Origin of the sequence: Aeromonas sp. R2-2 (assembly GCF_040908355.1) — a bacterium.
Lineage (GTDB): Bacteria > Pseudomonadota > Gammaproteobacteria > Enterobacterales > Aeromonadaceae > Aeromonas > Aeromonas veronii.
Map to the genome: position 1 here is coordinate 1 of NZ_JBFODQ010000031.1, position 20,020 is coordinate 20,020.

Annotated in this window: 10 protein-coding genes and 7 pseudogenes; 10 read left to right on the top strand and 7 right to left on the bottom strand. The window is 50.9% G+C overall.

From position 1 onward, the window contains the following. The coding region (locus tag AB5Z09_RS05720; RefSeq protein ID WP_368194828.1) for an inverse autotransporter beta domain-containing protein at nucleotides 1-3,160 on the bottom strand (3,160 nt) is incomplete at its 3' end. 1,187 nt (nucleotides 3,161-4,347) lie between these two features. Between AB5Z09_RS05720 and AB5Z09_RS05725 the strand changes: the two genes are divergently transcribed. Beyond that, nucleotides 4,348-4,635, top strand: a complete 288-nt coding sequence (locus AB5Z09_RS05725) for a hypothetical protein (protein WP_368194829.1) — start codon at nucleotides 4,348-4,350, stop codon at nucleotides 4,633-4,635. Between the two features lie 307 nt (nucleotides 4,636-4,942). Here the strand turns inward: AB5Z09_RS05725 and AB5Z09_RS05730 are convergent. Continuing rightward, nucleotides 4,943-5,137, bottom strand: a pseudogene (locus AB5Z09_RS05730) (transposase); the annotation flags it as partial. A gap of 98 nt (nucleotides 5,138-5,235) precedes the next feature. Between AB5Z09_RS05730 and AB5Z09_RS05735 the strand changes: the two are divergent. Next, a pseudogene (locus tag AB5Z09_RS05735) lies at nucleotides 5,236-5,940 on the top strand (IS5 family transposase); the annotation flags it as partial. Nucleotides 5,941-6,018: 78 nt separating this feature from the next. Here the strand turns inward: AB5Z09_RS05735 and istB are convergent. Further along, nucleotides 6,019-6,776, bottom strand: a pseudogene (gene istB / locus AB5Z09_RS05740) (IS21-like element ISAs29 family helper ATPase IstB). 14 nt (nucleotides 6,777-6,790) lie between these two features. Further along, a pseudogene (gene istA, locus AB5Z09_RS05745) lies at nucleotides 6,791-8,263 on the bottom strand (IS21 family transposase). A 302-nt stretch (nucleotides 8,264-8,565) separates the two neighbouring features. On the opposite strand from istA, the pseudogene AB5Z09_RS05750 reads away from it, so the two are divergent. Continuing rightward, nucleotides 8,566-9,033: pseudogene (locus AB5Z09_RS05750) on the top strand (IS5 family transposase); the annotation flags it as partial. Between the two features lie 476 nt (nucleotides 9,034-9,509). On the opposite strand, the pseudogene AB5Z09_RS05755 reads toward AB5Z09_RS05750, so the two are convergent. Together AB5Z09_RS05755 and AB5Z09_RS05760 are read right to left on the bottom strand one after the other, a co-directional pair. Further along, nucleotides 9,510-10,519, bottom strand: a pseudogene (locus AB5Z09_RS05755) (IS630 family transposase). Nucleotides 10,520-11,315: 796 nt separating this feature from the next. Further along, nucleotides 11,316-12,178 (bottom strand): annotated as a pseudogene (locus tag AB5Z09_RS05760) (IS5 family transposase). Nucleotides 12,179-12,865: 687 nt separating this feature from the next. Between AB5Z09_RS05760 and AB5Z09_RS05765 the strand changes: the two are divergent. Continuing rightward, nucleotides 12,866-13,609, top strand: coding sequence for a substrate-binding periplasmic protein (locus AB5Z09_RS05765; protein ID WP_368194879.1), 744 nt, complete (start codon nucleotides 12,866-12,868; stop codon nucleotides 13,607-13,609). 72 nt (nucleotides 13,610-13,681) lie between these two features. On the opposite strand, the gene AB5Z09_RS05770 is transcribed toward AB5Z09_RS05765, so the two are convergent. Next, nucleotides 13,682-13,807, bottom strand: coding sequence for a hypothetical protein (locus AB5Z09_RS05770; RefSeq protein WP_019445191.1), 126 nt, complete (start codon nucleotides 13,805-13,807; stop codon nucleotides 13,682-13,684). Nucleotides 13,808-14,267: 460 nt separating this feature from the next. Between AB5Z09_RS05770 and AB5Z09_RS05775 the strand changes: the two genes are divergently transcribed. The 6 genes from AB5Z09_RS05775 (at nucleotide 14,268) to dhaL (ending at nucleotide 20,020) form a co-directional block, all read left to right on the top strand. Then, nucleotides 14,268-15,170, top strand: a complete 903-nt coding sequence (locus AB5Z09_RS05775; RefSeq protein ID WP_252413101.1) for a cation diffusion facilitator family transporter — start codon at nucleotides 14,268-14,270, stop codon at nucleotides 15,168-15,170. A 146-nt stretch (nucleotides 15,171-15,316) separates the two neighbouring features. Beyond that, a complete protein-coding gene (gene yjbD, locus AB5Z09_RS05780; RefSeq protein WP_005340165.1) occupies nucleotides 15,317-15,601 on the top strand; it encodes a DUF3811 domain-containing protein in 285 nt (94 codons plus the stop codon). A 595-nt stretch (nucleotides 15,602-16,196) separates the two neighbouring features. Beyond that, nucleotides 16,197-16,409, top strand: a complete 213-nt coding sequence (gene cspA, locus AB5Z09_RS05785; protein ID WP_005316548.1) for an RNA chaperone/antiterminator CspA — start codon at nucleotides 16,197-16,199, stop codon at nucleotides 16,407-16,409. A gap of 304 nt (nucleotides 16,410-16,713) precedes the next feature. Then, a complete protein-coding gene (locus tag AB5Z09_RS05790) occupies nucleotides 16,714-18,072 on the top strand; it encodes an NCS2 family permease (RefSeq protein WP_005355011.1) in 1,359 nt (452 codons plus the stop codon). A 238-nt stretch (nucleotides 18,073-18,310) separates the two neighbouring features. Continuing rightward, nucleotides 18,311-19,381 (top strand): dihydroxyacetone kinase subunit DhaK, encoded by a 1,071-nt coding sequence (dhaK, locus tag AB5Z09_RS05795; RefSeq protein WP_368194830.1) that lies wholly within the window; start codon nucleotides 18,311-18,313, stop codon nucleotides 19,379-19,381. Between the two features lie 9 nt (nucleotides 19,382-19,390). Beyond that, nucleotides 19,391-20,020 (top strand): dihydroxyacetone kinase subunit DhaL, encoded by a 630-nt coding sequence (dhaL, locus tag AB5Z09_RS05800; protein WP_021231630.1) that lies wholly within the window; start codon nucleotides 19,391-19,393, stop codon nucleotides 20,018-20,020.

A 20,020-nucleotide genomic window follows, 5' to 3' on the forward strand; every position in this document is an offset into this window, starting at 1 on the left:
CCACAAACTGAGTGGGTATGGTTGAACTGGCTACACCTAATTTTGCAATCAATGAGTGAATACCAGCTGTTGTACTGCCAAAGAGCAACTCAGCACGGCCATTTTCATTGGTTAGGCTTTCAAAAGTACGTTCGTTGTTATCAGGCCCAACCAAGGTAAACGCGACCACTTCACCTCTGACAGGCTCACCTTGGCGATCTTGGAAGTCCACAAAAGCCTTGTTTGTATCGATGCCATTTGCAACAGCCCCATCTTTTTCGAGCTGAATACTCCCACCGAAAACAGTGACACCGCTCAAGTCCACGGCAAAAGGCAACTCAATCGAAGCTTTAGCTTTCAATTTACTTACAGCATCAACTTTAACCACTCGGGCATATTGGGATGTGACAAAAACACGCCCTCTGCCATTTATATCAGTTACAATATTTCGCTCTGAAAGAGTTGCTTGCCCATCGGATGCAAACATTATCTCTTCATTAGCAATCGAGTTTCCTTTGGGATCTTTTAGGTAGGCCTCAATCCAGTGGCCATCCGTTCCATCTGCAACAACACCATCCCTGGGGGAGACTGACAGAAGCTGAATGTTTGCAAAAAACACATCTGGCAAAAAAGTCAGGGTGCACTGTTCACTGCGGCCATTAACGGTTGCAGAAATAACATATGGACCAGCTGAAATAGACTTCAGCTTTGCAGTGAGAATACCATTTTCATCTGTTCTACCATTTGAGGAAATCAATACATTCCCTGGCATATCAAATATAACGTTTACACTAGGAACAGGTGAGCCAAACGCATCAATCACACTTACCGAAACCTCGTTCTCAGACTCGCCATCAGCAATTGCATTGTCAATCAGAACGTCCATCTTAGATATCGCAGCTGAAGCTTCATCTGCACGGAAATTACTTACAATTGATTTGGTTGAACCATTAATTGTAAGTTGAACGGTTGCAGAACCAGCACGCGTGCTGCTAAAGGGGATCTCGGCCATACCCGTTGCATCAGTACTCACCTCTCCAGCAACCGAGACACCTTGACTCCCCACAACGTTAATTGAGGTATTAGGAAGCAGGTTGTTGTTGCGATCATACAACCTAACAATAATTTTATTTTTATCACGGCCATTAGCGATTGCATTATCAGCAACCAGTTCGACCACTGAATTATCGAAGCTCGCGCCATTTACATCACCAACAAAAGTCATTAACGCTGAACCGCGATTACCATTACGAATAATCTCAGCAACAGCAGATACCTGACCAGCGAGAGTGGTACTCACGGAGACGCTTAATGAGCCATTTACATCAAGTTCGCCTCGGACCTCTTTAATTACTTGACCTTGCGTAGTGTTTGTCAGCGCCAAATAAATAGGTTCTCCGACCAACGGCTGACCAGTTTCACCGTTCATGCCAGACACGGTGATATCTATTGAATCAACACCATCGGCGATAGCCGAGGTTTTACTCAAAGAGATAGATGAGACGTCGAAGGGGCTACGTTGAGTATCAAGTGTAATTGTCGCACGTTCAGAGCTATTTCCTTTTTTATCTTTGGCAATAGCACCTATGATATAAGATGACCTAGGCTCATAGGCATTACGAAAAGGTATTGCCTGCCCAATAGATGGTAAAATAATTTTAGCGCGATCATTACCAACAGGCGTGACAGAGCCACCATCTGCCATTAGCGATGACGCATCCCACACAACCTTATCAATCCCATATTTGCTAGTGACATGAGCCGTCACCACGACTGTCTCACCTGAGTATGGATTGCCTTCTGATGTTAAGTGCAGGTTTATTAGTTCTTGTTTTTTATATTCGTAAACGATGTTGTTGTTACGTTCAACCAACTGTAACCGGCTACCCTGTAAAGAACGTGATGCCGCTACGGCATTTCCATTTAGTTGCTCAGATAAAGAAACACCCAAACGATAGGTTAACCCAGCAGTAAAGCTTGTCGCATTGCTGCCTGTGCTATTTTTATGCTCAACACCAAACTTAAGCAAAGGAAAAGGCGTGTAATCGACCCCAACCCCGATAGAAGAAGGATTACGCTGACGATCGGATTGCGATGTCAATGCGACTTCGTTACCAAAGTATTTTTCATAGGAAATATTTGCCCCGAGCTGTGGCAAAGATGGAAGGTTGCCACTCAGCTTAATGTCGGCCCCTCTGGCAGCCCTTTCATCATAATCCTGCATCGATGGAACGGAGGATTGACGCCACCCACTGATAGGTGTGTATATATTGGCTGAAATTTTAGCGTTGTCAGTCCATATCTCAGTTCCTAACCCAAGACGACTCGACGAGCTCTTGGCATCAAAATCATAAAACGAATTGACACCCAACATCGACACATCGTTGAAGTAACGTGCACCTAACCCCAGGTTGTATATATCTCTATCATTTCCGGAACGATATCCAAGTTGAGAGAAATATAGAGAATCCCCGTAGTCAGCTAAAGAAAAAAGAACGTCTAACGCCCCTTTTCCCTTGCTGTCAAATGACACCTGCGCAGTTCCGTATTGATTTAACCAATCTTGTACAGCAGTGTTTGCCATACGCTCACCAATACCAACCGCTTTAGACAAAGCGTTAGCTTTGCGGGATGAACCTGATACTAGTTGCGCGGCCTCAGTGGCAATGACTGCGATTGCATTCTCATTAACTATTTTCTGGAAAGGCGATCCGTTCACGCTAGCTTGTTCAGGAAATATTTCCGGAATAGCATTATCGCTCACTTTATCCTCCAGCAAGGGTGAGCGATTCAGGGCAATACTGGGCTTTATTGGGGCCTCAACACCAGCAGCATCAAGTTTTTCTACGAAGAAAGAAGAACGATACGGACTAGAAGCCATCTCATCATTGTCTTTTGTTCCTGTGATGAGCGGTCCTTCAGAAAAAGATATATTTGTCCGTTCTTGTAGGTAGTATGTTCTACCATCTTTAACTTGCGCGTAAGCTGAAAAGGAGAGAGATATAGGGAAGAATACTTGAACAAATATATTCAACCATACAAAAACAAACCCGCGAAGGGGATAAGCGCTGTTCCAAAACAGACATGTAACCGATCTTTTGTAGACCGAATATGACAACTTAGCAGACCTGACAATACAGGCCTTTAAAGCGAATGAGCTAAACAGCTGATTAAGCATCATACTACCCTCAAATTACCTCAACAACTATTTCTATGTCCCCTAGCCCCTATTCAATTCCGTATAAAGCCAGTAGAATACTTACACAAGACACCTACACACATGAATAGCGCAAGTGATCTGTGCCAGCCACACAACAACAAGAACAGGTATCAACTACTATCAATTAAAAATGCTAGCCACAAAACAAAACAAATAAAAATAAAAATAAAAATAAAAATAAGCAGGGTAAAATCAGTTACTTACAAGGAAACGCGCCTCAACACACTTTCAGGAAATCAAGCCCATCGTAAAACCGCACTCAACAGTTAATTTAACAAAGAAGTCAATAACGGCCGTACTCTCAACGCTTCCTCCTACGACACTTCAGGCAGACCGAGTTGAGAGCTAAACTCTAGCAGGCCGCTGAGCAATACCTAACGATCGGTTGGGAAGGACGATTGCAAGCATGAGCGCAATTTAAAAACTGAGCACCTATTTCTCGACTGCCAATCTCGGGAAAGGACAATCTTGTTGAATAACATCGAAATGCCCATTCAGATTCATTGTGCTTTGAAATAAATAAACTATTTGATAGTGAGATAAACATTACTTAGAACTAGTTGCTTGGATATCTGCAAGCAGACGTTGCCAGATGCACTCATGGCTGCCCTACCCTATATTGACACCTCCGATGCCACACAGACACCTACCGAAGTTTGTTCAGCCAAAGCCATCCGCCCACTGCTATAATCCCAAGCCCCCACCACCACATTTACAAATAAAATTTTGTTTTTACTTTTATTTAATTTTAAATTTACACTCTGGGTGGTATTTTTATACGGTGTCACGACGCAACCTATGGCACATGTTTTTATCCCAGTTTGAGCTGAGTAATCAGCTCTTTTTTTTATTGGTAATCCGAATTACGATAAATAGCCCGACGAGACACTTAAACTACATCCTAACTAAACAGCTGCTCCTAATAGTGCTACATCTTGCCGGAAGCGTAAGTAATTTGTGCAATCTGACAGCAACACCTTAAGTGACAATGCTCAGCGACGCTCTTGCTCCATGTCACCTGTAGAAGCGTTAAGGGTACAATGATCTACTATTCTGAACGGCTATTTAGATAAGAATTATAATTAAGCTCTTACCTACTATTATAAAGGCTCAACACTAGCAACTCCAAAATATCGGACCTTAAAAGTATGAAGTTAGCAGAGAAGTACAGAATTTCAGTTGTGAACAACAATTCATTTTATATTTTCAAGGAAGAAGATGGCCTGTTCATACATGGGGAGTCCTTAGAAAAATGGCTGTCAATTGGAGCAATGATTAAAGATAACATCATCATATCTAGAGAGTCTGGAAGGCAATATTTGAGCGCCAAAATACCACCTACATTCTTATTTTCATTTATTTTTGACAAACCAAGGCTGTTTGAAGTCACTAATGTCGACTTTGGCTATAGAATTAAAGTTCTGCAAGAAATCTAGAGAGGTAAATCTAACCAGTTGGAATATTTTTGCTGGAAAAAGGAAATAATACTCTCATCCAAGAATTAGCAGGTAATGTCATTATAGATCATACTCGCTGTCAGCGCGACAACTTATGCATACTGCGTTCACCACTTTAACATGATAAAGTAGTTTATATCGATATTATCTAGGGAAGGTGCGAACAAGTGGATTGCACCTTCACCACGAACTCTTTGTCCGCATTTGAAATACCCATCACTCCAAAAACCTGACTTTTGCCGCAAGTATTCGGCTATTAAGCGCCTTTTAGCCTCATTTTCGAGGCTTATCTCGATTTTTGGGCGCAGTTACCCCATGTCCGTATCATCTGGTCCACGCGAAACAGATTCGCCAGAGTAAACAACATAGCCAATTGGTTGTCGTTCTTGCGCAGCCCCTTGAACCGCACCTTCACAAAGCCAAACTGACGTTTAATGATACGAAACGGGTGCTCCACCTTGGCGCGGATGCTGGATTTGAGCCTCTCAAAGGGCGTTGTTTCCCAAATCGATGCCGCTTGAATGGAACTAACTGAGGACTTGGTGATCTGATCACCACCATCCTCTTCAAGCCTGCATCATGGGCATATCGCTTCATCCCATCACCAACTGGCCTCAATACAACAAGTCTTTGATTAACCGTGGTTCACTCACCTTCTGGGTTGATACCGAGGCCATGAACAACTGGTTTCACCACGACCATCACGGACGGCGGGGCCGCAGCCAGCTCTACACCGACCAGACCATTTGTACCTTCCTGATGCTCAAGGGGATTTTCAACCTCACTCTGCGAGCCACTCAGGGACTACTCGACTCTCTGTTCGAGTTGATGAATATGCCGTTGTGCGCACCGGACTACAGCTGTGTCAGCAAGCGCACTCGCACAGTGAAAGTGGCCTATCGACAACCCGCCAAGGGGCGTATCACCGACCTGGTTATCGACTCGACCGGCCTGAAGGTATTTGGTAAAGGCGAGTGGAAGGTCAGAAAACACGGCGCCGAGAAACGGCGAGTGTGGCGCAAGTTGCATCTGGCGGTAGACCCTGTGACCCACGATATCGTGGCGGCGGAAGTCTCACTGGAAAATGTCCATGATGCCGAGGTGTTGCCCACCTTGCTCAACCCTCAGCGGCGTAAGCTGGGACATGTTTATGCTGATGGCGCCTATGACAGCAAAGCCAGCCATCGGCTTATCTCGCGCAAAGGGGCGACAGCCTGTATCCCGCCCCGCAAAAACGCTGGGCTGTGGAAAAAGGGGCATCCAAGAAATGAGGCTGTGCTGGTGCGTATTCCGGCGAAGTTGAACAGCCATTCCGGCCAACGTGAACACTCTGATCCTTAACGCGCTCACGTCATCTCGTTTCTAACTCGACTGTTCAGATTGGGTCAACTCACTTCTCCTCTTCCTCATCGATTCTCCCTTCAGTGACAGCCGGTGAGCGTTGTGCATCAGCTGGTCCAAGATCGCATCTGCCAGGGTGTTGTCACCCAAGCTCGCGTACCACTCTTCAGTTGGCAGCTGACTGACCACTATCGTCGAGTATTTCCCATACCGATCATCCATGATCTCCAGCAGTGCGTTGCGCTGTTCGGCATTCACCACCTCCAGTCCCCAGTCATCCAAGATCAGCAGCTCTATCCTTGCCAGTTGACCCAGCAATCTAGCGTAACTGCCATCTACCTTGGCCAGGCTCAGCTCAAGCAGCAGACGTGGCAGCCGGTAGTAACGAGTGCTATGCCCTTGCTGACAGGCTTGATAGCCCAGCGCACAAGCCAGGTAGGTTTTTCCACAGCCACAGGGGCCGGTAATGAGCAGGTTCTGGCCCCGGCGCAGCCACTCTCCTTGGGCCAGGTTTGCTACCTGTGACCGCTCCAGGTTGCGTGCTGACTGGTAGTCCACCTCTTGTACCGTGGCCTGGAGTTTGAGCCGCGCCTGCTTGACCAGCCGAGCTTGTTTACGCTGCTCCCGGCTCAGTTGTTCGTATTCGACCAGCAGGCTTAGCCGCTCGATGAAGGGTAGCCCTTCGTAGGTACTCGCTTGTTCAAGTTGTTGTGTTGCACAGCATCCGCCATGCCGGTCAGTTTCAGGTTTCTCAGGCGAGTCAGGGTTTGTTGGGTCATGGGGCGTATCCTCTTTAGTGGAAGCTCTGGGGGCTACGGATGTTCTCGTGCTCTTGCGGTAACTCTGGGTAGCTCAGCGGGCTTGCGGGCAGTTGGTCGCGGCCACAGGTCAGCACCGACTTGAGCTGCTTGAGCCGCACCAGTCCTTCCCGGTTAGCCAACTGACAGCAAGCCTCGACCCGTGATGACGGATACTCTCGACTAAGACTCAGTAGACCCAGGCAGAGTCGGTATGCCTGCTCGGCATGGGCTTTCTCTTCCAGCCGTTCGCTAACCCAGCACAAGGTGCCCGGTCCGATGTCAGCAGCCCACTGTTTAAGACGCCCTGGGGTCCAGCGTTGCTGCTTGCTGTGTCGTTCCGGCATGTGCTCAGGGAGCGTGCTCATCCCCGGGATGGTTTTACGTGGATGGCTCGCGACCAGCTGTTGCTGGTGATAGACCTGAAGCAGTGTGTCGCCTGCATGGAGCTCCAGTTGCTGACCCACATACAGGTGTGGCACCGAGTAATGGTGCTGCTCATAGCTGACGTGATAGTCGATGTTGACCTTGACCGTTTTGATGGCGACATAGCGATAGGGATGCACCGGCAGTGGTCCCAGTGCCGGGCGGTCCAACTGCTCAAATGCGTCACGTCGGTTACCGGGCAGTTGCTTGAACGGACGCTCGTTGAGTTCGTTCAGTAAGGCACGGATGCACTGGTTGAGTTCGGCAAGCGAGAAGAAGGTCTGATGGCGTAGGCGGGCCAGGATGCAGCGCTCGACGATCTGCACACCCACCTCCGCCTTGGCCTTGTCCTTGTCCTTGTCCTTGGGCTTGTAAGGACGAGCTGGCATCACCGCCACCTGATAGTGCTCGGCCAACTGCTGGTAGCTGGGGTTGAGCTCGGGATCGTATCGGCAAGCCTTGCTGACACCGCTCTTGAGGTTGTCGGGGATCAGCAGTGCTGGGGTACCGCCGAAAAACTCAAAGGCACGGACATGGCTTTGCAGCCAGTCCGGCAGTGACTGTGACCAGGTGGCCTCGGCAAAGGTGTAGTTGGACGCACCGAGCACGGCGACAAAGACTTGTGCCTGACGGACCTCACCCGTAGTCGGCGACACGATGGGCACCGTGGGCCCGCAGTAGTCGATAAAGAGCTTTTCCCCCGCCTTATGGATCTGGCGCATGGAGCGCTTTTGCAACTGACACTAGGACTTGTAACGGTCGCAGAACTGGGAGTAGCTGTAACAGCTATTGGGATAGCGCTGGGTGTACTCCTCCCTGAGCAGCTGTTTGGAGACCCCCTTGCGCTTGAGCTCCTGATGGACAGAGGGCCAATCCGGCACGACATGGCGGGCCGATATGGTGGTATCGGCCTGCGGATAAAACAGGGCAGCCAGTCGGCCATCATCAAGCTCGGTGGGCTGGGGCCAGCTAAGGCAGAGCGCCTGGGCACTTTTGAGGAGTTTCTGGATGGAGCCGACACTGACCTTGGTACAGATACTGATCTGGCGAACAGAGAGGTCAGCTTACAGCCGCAGTCGCAGCACTTCACGAATTTTACGCATTGCAATCCTCTTGGCAGACATAGGCTCTTCCCAGGCAAAAGGGAGAGCGTATCAAAGGTTGTTAAATCAATGCGTTAAGGATGATTCCGGTGAATGTGAACAGTGATTCCGGGATGTTGAACACTGTTTCCGGAAAGGAGGAGCAAAGTGTTCAGGTTGAGCCGGAATGAGCGTTCACATTGGTCCGGAAATGGTGTTCACGTTGAACCGGAATCGGTGTTCATGATCGGCCGGAATATGCACTTGCGGTAGACCCAGTGACCCACGATATCGTGGCGGCGGAAGTGTCGTTGGAAAATGTCCATGATGCCGAGGTGCTGCCCACCTTGCTCAACCCACTGCTGCGCAAGCTGGGACATGTTTATGCAGACGGCGCCTACGACAGCAAAGCCAGCCATCAGCTTATCTCGCACAAAGGGGCGACAGCCTGTATCCCGCCTCGCAAAAGCGCGGGGTTATGGAAAAAAGGACACGCAAGAAATGACGCGGTGCTGGTGATGCGTAAGGAAGGACTGGCACACTGGAAGAAGATATCGGGGTATCACCGTCGCTCACTGGCCGAGACGGCGATGTATCGGTTCAAGCAGTTACTGACGGGGAAAATCAGTCTGCGTAACTACAACGGCCAAGTGGGAGAGGTTATGGCGTATGTGAGAGCGATAAACAAACTGAATACGCTTGGTCTGCCTGTCAGAAAGCCCCAAGTGTAGCAGTCACCCAGGGCTGGGGAAGTCATGACTTGCTGGCTGATTTGGGCAACAACGCCGATCAAAACTTGATCGATCAGACTGATTTTGAAGATTTTTTGCCCCCCCCACTTGAAAAAATCGGAAAACTGTCCATTTAATAATTATGAGAGCTATAAATAAATTTTCTCCATTTCAACATTCCGCTGCTGCGCAGCGAAGAGAGACCAGTTTTTACCCCCCACACACATTTTTATTAAACCTATTAAATTTAAAGAGCTCTGACAAATTAATTTTCATTAACTTGACTTAAGGCATCAATACCTCATCACTGAGTAGTAGATCATATAGCTATATCGAGAAAAGAGAAAAACGCCATGTAAACTCAGTTAAAATTGGTTATATTCGCCCTTTAGAGCGGAAATAAAAACGTACTTTTGAAAAAATGATAATTTCATCTTTGCAAGCACCTCTCTACTAAATAACTGATCCCAATAGTGCTACACCTTCGCTGTGCCGTAGCCATTCCCCGGAAAAGGAGACACTGTATCCATGAAGTGTTTCACTCGGCCAGCAGGTTGGTCATTCCTCTGCATTGGTGATTGCGTGTGATGGGTTCATGTAACTTGTGCCACAGCCGTTCTATTTGATTAACCCAAGGACTGTAAACTGGCTGGAACACCAGGCAGAACTTGGGGTTCTTCTTCAACCATCGCTCGGTCTGTTTGCTTTGTGAATGATGTAGTTATCGAGGAGCAGCGTGATGGTTTTGGCTCGTCGGTAGTGGCGACGCAGCTTTTCCAGCATGGCGATAAACAGCGATGAGTTTTTCTTTATCCCGCTGACGTAAAGTACTCTTCCATTGCCTGCATGGAGAACGCCTGCCAGGTAATGTTTGGCATTCTGTCCCGGTGTGACAACCCGCTTTTGCTGTGCTCTGAACATTCAATCAGCCCCTAATTTAGGGTTGAGGTCTATATCGACTTCATCTTCATAAAACACCGTTATCGGCATAACAACGGGCCAGCGCTGCTTCGATATTTGCCATTTTCTCCTGATAGGCAGGGTCTTATATCCGCAAGGTCGGCACGGGCCTTCGCCAGACAATACCCATACGCGGTAACCATCGGCGGAGCGTGGAGGCTGCCATATTGAGGCATGTTAACCGATTGATTTTGATGACCAATAGCTCAGTACACCAACGGCTGCGCTGATAACCAAAATCTTGCGGAGAAAACTGCATGAGCAGCACCAGTAAGGTGACAATCTTGGCGACAGGTAAGACTGCGGCACGGCCAGCCGGTAAGGCTTCTAACGCCCCCAGGCCTTCATCTCGATACCACCGAAGCCAACGACCGATGGTCGAGCGCGCAGCGCCGGTAAGGTGATGAACATCAGTGATCGTGCATCCTTCATGTAACAGCAAGATCGCCATCAAGCGACGAGCATGCCCTTTATCACGGGTGGCATGGATGATTTTGTGAATGCGGCGCCGTTGTGGTCGTGGCAGGGGGTAGGATAGGCATCAACTCAGCCCTTTGGGTTTGGCTTGTTTTGTTTGGCGACTAATAAGATCGCACAAACTGGACTGAGTTCTCCTCCTCCAGTAATCTACTATTCGGGACAGCAATTTAGTTAAGTGGTAGGGATAGCTGGTAACTCGGCATCAAAAATCATCATTGAATTTTAATTGCAACGGCAATCATACTTATAACAAGTATAGCATTTACCAACACAGCAACAAATATCACCGCTTTAATAATCAAGTCTAAATTGATTTTGAACTTTGACAAGAAAATTCCCTCACAAGATATGCCGAATGGAGATTCCCTATAATCACTGCAATAATTGCAAGTAGCTATAGCATGTAGTTTATTTCTAGCTGAAACACCTTTTAGACAAAGAGATTTATTTTCCGCTGCATTTAAAAAAACACATTTTCCACTATGGTTTTAATTTTTAGAACCTGATCTCCCCCTTCTTTACCTGTAGGAGGTACAGATATTTTACTTTTTAATTCATGTGTGGCCGTCTGCTGTACTTGGTATGTAAATGCCCCGTATGCAGCTCAATTTTGGATGCATTACCCCGCATCATGAGTTGAAAAGCAGAAGCATTTAAAGCAATAAGAGAAAAAGCCATAGAAGTACCACTTCATTATTTTTAAATACTTCTTTTAGTATCGAACAATTAATGTGTCGACGTGTAGCAAAAAAATATTTTTTTATTTTTATTAGCGTTAATGGGATGGTCACGGCGTTGTTTCCCCCAATCAACCATCAAACAGCAAATGCACCTGGTGACCGCTACACTTGGTGCTTTCTGACAGGCAGCCCCAGGTTATTCAGCTTGTTCATAGCGCTTACATACGCCATCACGTCTCTCGCTTAGCCGTTATAGTTGCGCAGACAAATTTTCCCGTCAGCAACTGCTTGAACAGATACATGGCAGTCTCTGCCAGCGAACGCCGGTGATACCCCGATATCTTCTTCCTGTGCGCCAGCCCTTCCTTGCGCATTACCAGCACAACCTCATTTCTTGGATGTCCCTTTTTCCATAACCCCGCGCTCTTGCGAGGCGGGATACAGGCTGTCGCACCTTTGCGCGAGATAAGCTGATGGCAGGCTTTGCAATCATAGGCGCCATCCGCATAAACACGCCCCAGATTGCACCTCAGCGGGTTGAGTAAAGTCGGCAACACTTCTGCATTATGAACATTTTCCAAAGACACTTTCTCCGCAACAATATCGCCGCCAAAGGGATTTGTTTGGTCCTGACTCGCAGCATCTAAGCGTCGTGTTTTCTGAGCATTCACTCTCCTTCACCAAACACCTTCCGACTAGTCAGCCGATAACCAAGTCTGTGGTACATTCCTTACCTGACGCCGATAGTACAGCTTGCTTGCTGACAAAGCTTTAGTCAGACGCGCACAACAGCACGTTCATCAACTCGTACATGCAATCGAGTAGCCCTCAGTTACTAGAACAGTTAGTCTGATGCATCAGGAAAGTGCAGATACTCTGGTCGATGCAAGCAGGCAGCGACCCCATCACCCTGATGATCAGGGTAGAATCAGTCGTTCATCAACTCAGAAGGTGAGGTAGCCACTAGAAATCAGAAACTTGTTGTATTGAAACCAATCGGCTATTGAACAAAGCAACGTGCCCATAATGCAGAATTGAAGGGAATAATGGCTACCAGATCACAGCATCCCAGTTAGTTCTATTCGGCTGCATCAATTTAGGCGTAGATGGTCGCCCTCGTTTGACAAGCGAAATATGTGTGGTGATTTTACTCAGATTATCGATTTCGTGAACTTTATCGAGCGAGTTCATATGTTTATCTTCTTTTTAGCTAAGTACGGTGTCTTCGAGCTGTTTCGGGTAGTAGAAAAAGAAGTCGGGTGACATGCAGTTGAGGAGGGGTAGTTGTCGTTAAAGATTGCAACATCACAACATCGTGACATCAAAACTGATGTAGTATGTTCCCTATGTGCAGATCAAGACGTCCGAAACTTTGTGTAAACTTTTTTATCATAAATGCATGAGATGTTGACACGAACTGCATTAGTGATAAGTTTAATGCGATTTAAGGACATGTGGGTGAGATAGCAATGTGGATGGGAACAGTGGTTACTTGGCTTGCACTCAACCAACTCACACACACAGTAACAGTTACACTGAAAAGTACCTGCCCTTCCCTTCTAAGAACAGAATATTGAAAAGGCCCTGATAACTCAGGGTCTTTTTTTATGCACTCAGGCTGAACCTCTCAGCCCGAAAGGGATATAACGCTTTTTGGTTGCCTCCCCTACAGTGATGGATATTCTCCACAGGAACGCTTTGTGAAAAGTGCAATGAAACTGCTCACCCCTTTATTGCTAATGCTGACCAGCATGCTCTCCGGCCAGTTGCAGGCAAAGCCACTCAAGGTCGGGGTCAGCTTTGCCATCCCCCCTTATGTCATCGAAGGCGAGAATCGCGGCATTGAGCTGGATCTGCTGAAAGAGGCGTTCGCTGGCAGCGGCTATGAGCCCAGCTTTGAATTTCTGCCGCTGGAGCGCACCTTCCGCCTGTTCGAGTCAGGAAAGCTGGATGCCATCATCAACGTCAGACCCGGTATGGTTGATCCTCACGTTCTGACCCAGCCCGTTATCACCTTCCATAACCGGATCTTCACCCTGCGCAGCACCCACATCAATACTCTGGACGACCTGCATTCAAAACGGGTCACCGCCTTTCAACGGGCAAGGATCATTCTGGGGGGCGCGTTCGCCACCATGGCCAACCAGAATCCCCACTATGAGGAGGTAGCCAAGCAGCAGGTGCAGGTACATCAGCTGATGCGCGGCAGGGTGGATGCAGTCGTACTGGAGGAGCGGGTGTTCTACTACTACCTCGACCAGCTGATTGCCACCGCCCAGGCAGGCGAGCACTACGAGCGCAATCAGGTCAGGCAAGCAGACCTCTTCCCGCCCACTGTCTATCACTTTGCCTTCCGAACGGCCGATGCTCGCAATCTGTTTGATAAGCGCCTTGAGGCGATGCGTCAGGATGGTCGTTATCACCAAATTTTCGAGGCTTACGGCGCCACACCGTGAGCCACAAACATAAAAGCCAGCCGGTAAGGGCTGGCTTTGTACTGGCTCCGAAGGAACAGCAGTAGGGGAGCGTTACTTCATTGCGCTGCCGTTTTTCAGTTCTGCTTTCTGACGTTTGGCTTCGCGTTTTTCTTTCAGTGACATCTGCGGTTTTTTCTTGGCATCTTTGCCGTTGTGATGTTCTTTGTTACTCATCATCAAACTCCAAAAATGTTACCCAGACAGTTGGTTCCTCATGGGAGCCAGCATGCCATCCGAATCATCAACTTCAGTACGCTTGGTGGGATGGTGCAAGACCATCACCAGACCCAGCATACCCTCCAGCGGCATCCGGATCCAGCCTCATTCTCGTCCAAAAAATGCCGGTCTCCGCCCCCTGAGCGGGGAGGCCAAACGACCTCGACAGGAAAGACCAAAAAAGAGTAATTCGCATTATTAAATGTTGTCACGCTTATATTAAGCCATCGTTACCTGGATATTTTCACGGATAAATATAAATCCCTCTCATTATTTATTGCCGTTCAAGAGGCCACCATTTTAATAAGCATTCGCAATATCACCGGAAACATCAGGTTACAACACCGAATAGGTTATTTCCGGTCAGACGGATATAATGCGCGCCGCACCGAAATATCCGTTTTATTCAGGAAGCTGTGACATGAACAGAAAAACCAGAGCCGCCATGGTGTCGGTCTGCTCCAATATCAGTCTGATCATCATGAAAATGGTGGCCGGTTTCGCCAGCGGCTCGGTCAGTATCATCTCGGAGGCGATCCACTCCGCCATGGATCTGGTGGCGGCCCTGATCGCCCTGTTCGCGGTGAAAAAGTCCGATCTCCCGCCCGATGAGCGCCACCCCTATGGTCACGACAAGATTGAAAATGTCTCCGGTGTCATCGAAGCACTGCTTATCTTGCTGGCCGCGGGCTGGATCATCTTCGAAGCCGTCGACAAGCTGATCACCCCCAGCCCCATCGAAAGCATTGGCTGGGGCGTGCTGGTGATGGTGATCTCGGCGCTGGTCAACAGCGGTGTCTCGGCCTACCTCTACAAGGTGGCCCGAGAGGAGGAGTCGGTCGCGCTGGCTGCCGATGCGCTTCATCTCAAGGCGGACGTGCTCACCTCCGCCGGGGTCGCCGTCGGTCTTGGCGGGATCTGGCTGGCCGGTCTGTTCGGCCATTCACTCGCCATCCTCGACCCGCTGGTGGCCATTGCGGTCGCCATCTTTATTGTCAGAGAGGCCATCAGCATGCTCAACGAGGCCTTCCAGCCGCTGATCGACCAGAGTATGAGCCCGGAAGAGCTGGCGATGACCAGCCGCATCATCACCGAATGCTGCCCTGCCGCCAGCGGTTTTCACGATCTGCGCAGCCGTCGTGCCGGTCGTCGCCGCCATATTGACTTCCATCTCACACTGCCCCCGGAGATGAGCATCGGTGAAGCCCACGATATCTGTGATCGCATCGAACACGCCATCATGGAGCAACTGCCCCACGCCATAGTGCTTATCCACGTCGAGCCGGAGGAACAAGAGCAGCCCTCGCCGCTCGCCATAAACTGAAATGTGGCAAACAGGCGGGAAAGTGGCAGCGAAATAACGGAAAGTTGGCACAAACCCGCATTTTTACTGCCGGAAAGCCGATTGCATAAGAAGTGATCGGCACAACTGTGTTAGGGTGTCTAACCACCCTGCCGCAGGAGCGCGCCGTGAAAAAGCTGGAAATGAAAGATCTGACCGAGGCCGAAAAAGCCGAGATAGCCTTGTTATTGCAAAAGGCACAAGCCAATGCAGACCACCAGCTGACCAACGGAGAGCGGAACAAGATCCGCGAAGAGGGTCGCCTGAAAATTGTGGCGGACCGCGCCGAAGCAGCCAAGGCGGCCTCCAAGCTGGCTCGCGAGAAAGCCAAAGAGCGTGCCAAGAACCAGGTACTGCCGGAAACCTTCAGCTGGATTGATTCGGTCAGCAACAAGTTTCGCAGCAAGCGCTGATCCCTTCTTGCGAAACGCCCGCTGGCACTTGGTGCCAGCGGGCGTTTGCATGTCTGGGCGATGCTCGATGCGCCAGATTTGGCGCTGCCATTGATTTGCCGCTCAGAAGCTAATCGCAGCAGCAAAGAAGTGATTTACATTGTGGGTTAGAGAGAACGACAACTGACAATCCCCATCTATCGCCACCTTTTCATTTTTTCTCATATTTTTTGCCAGAACTGGCTACATAGTCAGGACAAAAAAGCCGAATCTGACTTGCCACAGGGTGATATGAGTCTACACTGATTTTTCTATGCCGTTGAAATGCATCATGTTTACTATAAAAAATGATATTTTTGGCTGTTACAAAACATTAATATCGAGATAAAGTTTGCTTTAAAAATGAGAGCGTGTTTTAATCTTTCTCGATGGTTCGGCAGTTCAGACCTGATTATGTTAGGCAGTCATTTTAGTAAAGCAGTGATTAGCATAAGAATTATCCTCGGATAATTCTTATCAAATAATTCTCCTTCTTTAGTGCTCCCCATACGTATTGCTGACGAAAAATCAAAAATTGCCATCTAGGTGGCATTCAACACTATTTAAGGAAATTATTATGTCTAACAAAATGACTGGTACCGTTAAGTTCTTCAACGCTGAGAAAGGTTTTGGTTTCATTTCCCCGGCTGACGGCAGCAAAGACGTGTTCGTACACTTCTCCGCTATCCAGTCCACCAGCTTCAAAACCCTGGACGAAGGTCAGCGCGTTGAGTTCACCATCGAGCAAGGCCAGAAAGGCCCGGCTGCTGCCAACGTAGTTGGTCTGTAATTCAAGCCGGAGCATGCTGCTGATGGCTTATGCCAACTGCTGACAGCTCTGCAAGAATTTAAAAAACCCGCTTCGGCGGGTTTTTTGTTTTTCCCCGCTTTTTCCTCACTGATCTCCCCTCCCCCGACCGCTTGATCCCTCCCTTACACGCTCTCACCGCTTGAGTCTTAGAATGAGCTCCGAATGGGCTTAAAATGTAAAATAGTGACGAAAAAGTCAGGTTATCCGCTGTATTTGCCGCGAATTCTTGCTATTTTGCGCGCCACCAACGCAAACGATTTCCTTCACACTTTCAGGATTAGTTATGGCAAAGCAAGATATGGCCGCCCAAACAGGGACTGGCGGCTTTCTGGACTCTTATTTTTCCATTTCTGCGCGCGGCAGCAGCGTGCGTCAGGAGTTGGTCGCGGGGCTGACCACCTTCCTGGCGATGGTCTACAGCATCATAGTGGTGCCGAACATGCTGGGTGCCGCCGGCTTTGAGCAGGGCCCGGTGTTTGTGGCCACCTGTTTGATCGCCGCCTTCGGCTCCCTGCTGATGGGCCTGTGGGCCAAGCTGCCGATGGCCATCGGTTGCGCCATCTCTCTCACCGCCTTTACCGCCTTCAGTCTGGTACTAGGTCAGGGGCTGAGCATTCCGGTCGCGCTGGGCGCCATCTTCCTGATGGGCGTGCTGTTCACCCTGATCAGCGTCACCGGCGTACGCCAGTGGATCCTGGACAACCTCCCCTCCGGCATCGCCCACGGTACCGGCATCGGTATCGGTCTGTTCCTGCTGCTGATCGCCACCAACGGTGTTGGCATGGTGATCAAGAACGAAGGGGCCGGTCTGCCGGTTCAACTGGGTGAAGTGACCGCCTTCCCGGTCATCATGACGGTGCTGGGTCTGGCCGCCATCTTCGGTCTGGAGCGTCGCAAGGTGCCGGGCGGCATCCTGATGGTGATTATCGCCATCTCCATCCTCGGCCTTATCTTCGACCCGAAAGTAACCTGGCAGGGCTTCTTCGCCATGCCGAGCCTGACTGGAGAGAAGGGCTCTCTGGTAGGCAGCATGGATCTGCTGGGTGCCCTCAATCCGGTGGTGATTCCGACCGTACTTGCACTGGTGATGACCGCCGTGTTTGACGCCACCGGCACCATCCGTGCCGTGGCCGGTCAGGCTGGCCTCATCAACGAACGTGGCCACATCATCAGCGGCGGCAAGGCCCTGACTGCCGACTCCGTCAGCAGCATGGTGGCAGGTGCCGTTGGTGGTGCTCCGGCTGCCGTCTACATCGAATCCGCCGCAGGCACCGCGGCCGGTGGCAAGACCGGTCTGACCGCCGCGCTGGTCGGCGTGCTGTTCCTGCTGATGATCTTCCTCTCCCCGCTCAGCTATCTGGTACCGGCTTACGCCACCGCACCGGCCCTGATGTACGTCGGTCTGCTGATGCTGGGCAACGTCACCAAGCTGGACTTCAGCGACTCGGTCGATGCGCTCTCCGGCATGCTGTGCGCCGTCTTCATTGTGCTGACCTGCAACATCGTGACCGGCATCATGCTGGGCTTCGTGGCGCTGGTCGTTGGCCGCATCTTCGCTGCCGAGTGGAAGAAGCTGAACGTCGGCACCGTCATCATCGCCCTGGCGCTGGTGGTCTTCTACGCCGGTGGCTGGGCCATCTAATCCATCCGCATATTCCGGTTGTAACGAAGGGCCCTGCGGGGCCCTTTTTCATGGCTGTGAGTCAGCTAACAGTTTCCCGCCCGCTTGCCCTGCCCTGTTTCAGATTGAAACGCCGAACCCCCTTATGCTGTTTCAAATCCGAACCAAACAGGCCGTCATTTTTATCCCTCTTTCTGTCGTTAGACTGGCTCCATCAACCATTTGCCCACCCGAGCGGTGGCAAGCCAAGGAGTGAGCCATGAAGAAACTGATCAATGCCGTCGATGCCGTGGTCCGTGAACAACTGATGGGGATGGCAGCCGCCCACCCCGAGCTCAAGGTACGTATCGAGCCCCACTACATCACCCGCGCCGATTCCCCCGTGATGGGCAAGGTGGCGCTGGTCTCCGGCGGTGGCAGCGGCCACGAGCCGATGCACGGTGGTCTGGTAGGCAAAGGGATGCTGGATGGCGCCTGCCCCGGCGAGATCTTTACCTCTCCGACCCCGGATCAGATGTACGAGTGCGGTCAGGCGGTCGATGGCGGCGCGGGCGTGCTGTTTCTGGTGAAGAACTACACCGGCGACGTGCTCAACTTCGAGACCGCGGTCGAACTGCTGCACGGCGATGGTGTAAAAGTGGGCTTCGCCCTGATCGATGACGACGTGGCGGTCAAAGACAGCCTCTATACCGCAGGTCGCCGTGGCGTAGCCACGACCGTGCTGTGCGAGAAGCTGGTCGGTGCCGCTGCCGAGGCGGGCTACGATCTGGCACGCTGCGAGGCGCTGGCCCGCCGCATCAACAACCAGAGCCGCACCATAGGCGTGGCCATGCATGCCTGCACCGTGCCTGCCGCTGGCAAGCCCTCCTTCACCCTGGCGGACAACGAGATGGAGTTCGGCGTCGGTATCCATGGCGAACCGGGCATCGAGCGCCGCCCCTTCACCGACCTCAATACCCTGGTGGATGACATGTTCAGCGAGCTTGCTGACAACACCCCCTACGGCCGCACCCTGCGCCACTGGGATCGCACCAGCGGCAGCTGGCAGGAAGAGCACACCTTCATCGAGCAGCTGAATGCGGGTGATCGGGTTATCGCGCTGGTCAACAGCCTGGGTGGCACTCCCATCTCCGAGCTCTATGGCGTCTATGGCCGCCTCGCTACCCTGTGCGAAGAGGCGGGCATCCATCTGGTGCGCAACCTGATTGGCCCCTACTGCACCTCCCTCGACATGACCGGCATCTCCATCACCCTGCTCAAGGTGGATGATGAACTGATGACCCTGTGGGATGCTCCCGTTCACACCCCCGCCCTGCGTCGCGGCTGCTAAGGAGAACCCATGTTAAGCAAGCATCACATCGTCAACTGGCTGCTCGACTGCGAGCATATCTTCACCGAGCAGCGCGACTACCTCACCGCGCTGGATACCGACATCGGCGACGGCGACCACGGCCTCAACATGCAGCGCGGCTTCGCCAAGGTGGCCGAGAAGCTGCCAGCAGTGGCGGACAAGGATATCGGTCAGGTGCTGAAAACCACCGGCATGACCTTGCTCTCCTCGGTTGGCGGTGCCAGCGGCCCGCTCTACGGCACCTTCTTTATCCGGGCCGCAGCCAGCAGCGATGCCTGCCAGAGCCTGAGCCTCAGCCAGCTGTGCAAAATGCTCAGCGACGGGGTGGAGGGGATCGTCTCTCGCGGCCGCGCCGAGCCGGGCGACAAGACCATGTGCGACGCCTGGTGGCCGGCACTGGCCGCCCTGCAACAGGCGCAGCAGCAAGAGCTGCCCCTCAACGAAGCGCTGGACAAGGCGGTGGCAGCCGCCGCGGCCGGTACCGAGGCGACCATCCAGATGCAGGCCCGCAAGGGGCGCGCCAGCTATCTTGGCGAACGCAGCATCGGCCATCAGGATGCCGGGGCCACCTCGACCCTGCTGCTGCTGACCGCCCTGCGTGACAGAGCGAGGTTGTGA